Genomic DNA, 3,976 nt, shown 5'->3' with positions numbered 1-3,976 from the left:
TTCACTCGAGGCGATGCCGGTGAGGGCGGCGAGGGCTGCGCCTGCCGACATCGAGGTCCACCTCAGTCGAAGCATCTTTGTCATTGCGCTCAGAGTTGCCTTGTGGGTATTGCCTGAACCGTCAGCTCAGACCACTCGTTCCAACCTGTCGAACGGCGAGGCGCGCCATGGATGAACATCTGGACGGTGCCGCATCTGCCGCGGAATCGGTACTCGACCACGTGCCGATGCGCAATGAAGACGGCGAAATTCGTCACGAATTCGTCGCGGAAATTACCCATGCGATCGAGGCCGGCGACAGCGCCGCGCTGCGCGCCTGCGTTGCCGAGCTGCACGAGGCCGATCTCGGCGATCTCATTGGGGCTCTCGAGCCCGACGATCGGGTCCGCCTGGTTGAGCTGACGGGGCGCGATTTCGACTTCTCCGCGCTGAACGAGCTCGACGAGGGCGTGCGCGAGGAGATCCTCGAGGAACTGCCGCCGCAGACGGTCGCGGAAGGTGTGCGCGAGCTCGAATCCGATGACGCGGTCGAGCTGCTGGAAACGCTCGATCAGGCCGATCAGGAGGAGATCCTCGAGAAGCTGCCGCTCAAGGAGCGCGTCGTGCTCGAGCGCAGCCTGCTTTATCCGGAGAACTCCGCCGGCCGCCGGATGCAGACCGAGTTCATCGCCGTGCCGCAGGATTTCACCGTGGGGCAGGCGATCGACTACATGCGCGAGACGCCGGATCTGCCAGACCGCTTCTACGAGATCTACGTCGTCGACAAGGAGCAGCACTGGCAGGGCGCGGTCTCGCTCGACGTGCTGCTGCGCGCCCGCCGCCCGGTGGCGCTTGCCGAGCTGACCGACGAGGATCGCCGCCGCGTCTCCGTCCTGGAGGACCAGGAGGAGGTGGCGCGCATGTTCGGCAAGTACAATCTCGTCGCAGCCCCGGTGCTCGACACCCAGGACCGCCTCGTCGGCGTCATCACCGTCGACGACGTCGTCGACGTCATCGAGGAAGAGGCGGACGAGGACCTCAAGGCGCTCGGCGGCGTCAACAGCGACGAAGAGCTGTCCGACACCGTGTTCACCATTGCACGCGCGCGGTTCAACTGGTTGCTGGTCAATCTCGCCACCGCCTTTCTGGCGTCGTCCGTGCTCGGCCTGTTCGAGGGGCAGCTCGAGAAGATGGTGGCGCTCGCCGTGCTGGCGCCGATCGTCGCAAGCCAGGGCGGCAATGCCGCGACCCAGACCATGACGGTCGCGGTGCGGGCGCTGGCGACGCGCGAGCTCGGCTCCTCTAATGCCTGGCGCGTGGTGGTGCGCGAGGGCCTGGTCGGCCTCGTCAACGGTCTCGCCTTTGCCGTGATCACGGGCGTCGCTGCGGTGGCCTGGTTCAGGATCCCGGGCCTCGGCCTGGTCATCGGGCTCGCCATCATCGTGAACCTCTTCGCCGGCGCACTCGGAGGAATCCTGATTCCGATGGCGCTCGAACGGGTCAGGGCCGATCCGGCCGTGGCCTCCGGCACGTTCGTGACAACGGTCACTGACGTCGTCGGCTTCTTCTCCTTCCTCGGCATCGCGACGTTGTGGTTCGGGTTGAGGTAGGGCTACACGCACTCTCGTCTCCCGGGCGCGCTGCAACGCCCTTGGCGTTGCTGCGCAACCGGGACCCAGAAGCGGCACAGTATTGCGGCGACATGGGCCCCGGCTCTGCAGCGAACCGCTGAAGAAGCGCTGCGCTGCGTCCGGGGCACGAGACCGTATCCGCAGCCATCATCTTTAATCCGAACTTAAGCGAGCTGCCGCATCATCGCCTTGCTTGGGGGAATGAGCATGCGTGTGCGGCTGAAGGCGGACGGACGGATCGTCGAGTTGCGGGATGGGCAGGAGTTTCCGGTCCAGCCGTTTCCAATCCAGCCAGTGCCTAACGCAGCGCCGCCCGAGACCAGCTCGCTCGCCGTGCGCGATTTGCGCCGTCGTGCCTGCCTGACCCAGATGGAGTTCGCGGCCAAGCTCGGCGTTCCCGTCGAGACCATCCGCAATTGGGAGCAGGGCAAGCGGGCCCCGCGGGGACCCGCCCGCGCGCTGCTCGCTGTGATCGCGCATGCGCCTGACACGGTGTTCCAGGCGCTCGCCAAAGCCTGAGCTCGAGGCCTGAGCTCGAGGCCTGACCTCAAGGCCTGACGTCAAGGCCTGGCACGAACCTCCCGTTAGCATTGCGCGCAAGATCCGACCCGGCGGCCGGTGTCGCCCGTTGGCAGTGTTGCCAGCCGGGTTCATAATGACGCCTGGATCATGATTTGGGGCGACCGCGACAGAGAGGATTCCTCATGCTGTTCGTCGAGACCAATGGCGCAAGGATACCGGCGATCGGGCTGGGGACCTGGGAGCTGAGCGGGCGCATGTGCACCCGTGTGGTCGAGCAGGCGCTGCGGCTCGGCTATCGCCACATCGATACCGCACAGGTCTACGAGAATGAGCGCGAGGTCGGCGACGGCTTGCGCGCCTCCGGCGTGCGCCGCGACGATATCTTCCTGACGACAAAGGTCTGGACCAATCATTTCGCGCCCCACGATCTCGAGCGCTCGGTCAAGGAGAGCCTGGCGCGCATGCGACTTCCCTCCGTCGATCTCCTGCTGCTGCACTGGCCCAATTCGCACGTACCGCTGGAGGAGACGCTGGGCGCGCTGTCGCATGCCAAGCGCATGGGCCTGACCCGCCACATCGGCGTCTCCAATTTGACCGTGGCGCTGATCGAGCAGGCGGTGGCGTTGTCGCCGGAGCCGCTGGCCTGCAACCAGGTCGAATACCACCCTTATCTCGACCAGGCGAAGGTGAGGGCGGCCTGCGATCAGCACGGGCTCGCGCTGGTTGCCTACAGCCCGATCGCCAAGGGGCGGATCAAGACCGACCGGACGCTCGCCGAGATCGGGCGTCTGCATCACAAGACGCCGGCGCAGGTCTGCCTGCGCTGGCTGGTGCAACAGAATGTCGCTGCGATCCCGCGCACCTCGCGCGTCGAACGCCTGTCGGAAAACATCGAGATCTTCGATTTCGAGCTTTCGGACGACGAGATGGCCCAGATCGCCGCGCTGGCCAGTCCCAGGGGCCGCCTGACCGATTTCGCCTTCGCGCCAAAATGGGATTGAGAGGGGCCTGCCGTATGCTAGGACCAGCTTGGCAACCTGAAGTCAGGCGATGGAACTGCGGAAGATCATACGGACGGACATTGCAGCGTCGGCGATCGCCCATCTGACGCTGGTCGCGCTGATCATCGTGATCAGCGAAGTCCATCCGTTTCACGCCAGCCCGCCCGAATCGGTTTCCGTCAGCATCGTGACGCCGGAGCAGGTGAAGCAGGAGGAGGCCAAAGCCGAGGAGAAGACCGGGGAAAAACTCAAGGCGAAGCCGCCGGAGCCGACCCCTGACCTGAAACTGCCGAAGTTCGATTTGAACGATAAGGACAAGGCGGCGGCCGCGCCGAAGCCCGAGGCGAAGCAGCAGGCTGCGGCACAGTCCTCGAAGCAGCAGGCCTCGCCTGAACCGCCGCAGCAGAAACAGCCGCAGCCACAGCCTTCACAGACGCCGCAGCAGCGCGAGGCAAATGCGCAGCCGCAACCGCAGCCTCCACAGCCACAGCCTCAGCCATCGCAGTCGCCGCCGCCTCAGGCGACGCCGCAGCCCCCGGCGCCACAGCTACTGCCACAAGCGATGCAGCACCCGGAGGCCGCGCCGCCGCCGTCCTATCAGGCGCCGGAGCCCGACGTCACTGTCAAATACGGCGTCATGCTGGGCCTGCCGCCGGAATTGCCGACGGAGCTGCCGAAAGACGCCCCCAAAGACGATGGCGGCGATGCCAAGGATTCAATCGCGGCGAAGCTGCCGGTCGAAATCATCGCCGAGCTGCGTCGTCATTTGCGAAGCTGCGCCAAGCTGCCGGCTGGGGTCGCGCCGACCGACAACGTCAACATCAAGCTGCGCACCGTGCTCGC

The 3,976-nt window shown here is 65.8% G+C and carries 4 protein-coding genes; all 4 read left to right on the top strand.

Annotated features, from left to right (window positions below):
* Positions 1-167 precede the first annotated feature (167 nt).
* Positions 168-1,589 (top strand): magnesium transporter, encoded by a 1,422-nt coding sequence (gene mgtE, locus IVB32_RS00275; RefSeq protein WP_018455198.1) that lies wholly within the window; start codon positions 168-170, stop codon positions 1,587-1,589.
* A gap of 222 nt (positions 1,590-1,811) precedes the next feature.
* Positions 1,812-2,129, top strand: coding sequence for a helix-turn-helix domain-containing protein (locus tag IVB32_RS00270; RefSeq protein ID WP_247371885.1), 318 nt, complete (start codon positions 1,812-1,814; stop codon positions 2,127-2,129).
* A 185-nt stretch (positions 2,130-2,314) separates the two neighbouring features.
* The gene (locus IVB32_RS00265) at positions 2,315-3,133 is read left to right on the top strand and encodes an aldo/keto reductase (protein WP_247371888.1); all 819 of its coding nucleotides are present in this window, start codon (positions 2,315-2,317) and stop codon (positions 3,131-3,133) included.
* A 49-nt stretch (positions 3,134-3,182) separates the two neighbouring features.
* The coding region (locus IVB32_RS00260; protein ID WP_247409490.1) for a hypothetical protein at positions 3,183-3,976 on the top strand (794 nt) is incomplete at its 3' end.

Source organism: Bradyrhizobium sp. 23 (genome assembly GCF_023073295.1).
In the GTDB taxonomy this organism is placed as follows: domain Bacteria; phylum Pseudomonadota; class Alphaproteobacteria; order Rhizobiales; family Xanthobacteraceae; genus Bradyrhizobium; species Bradyrhizobium canariense_D.
This window is presented reverse-complemented; position numbering and strand designations above follow the sequence as displayed.

What these genes read in the sequence shown, in the direction of transcription:
- IVB32_RS00265 (WP_247371888.1), top strand. Translation starts at nt 2,315, where the DNA reads ATGCTGTTCGTCGAGACCAATGGCGCAAGGATACCGGCGATCGGGCTG.
- mgtE (WP_018455198.1), top strand. Translation starts at nt 168, where the DNA reads ATGGATGAACATCTGGACGGTGCCGCATCTGCCGCGGAATCGGTACTC.
- IVB32_RS00270 (WP_247371885.1), top strand. Translation starts at nt 1,812, where the DNA reads ATGAGCATGCGTGTGCGGCTGAAGGCGGACGGACGGATCGTCGAGTTG.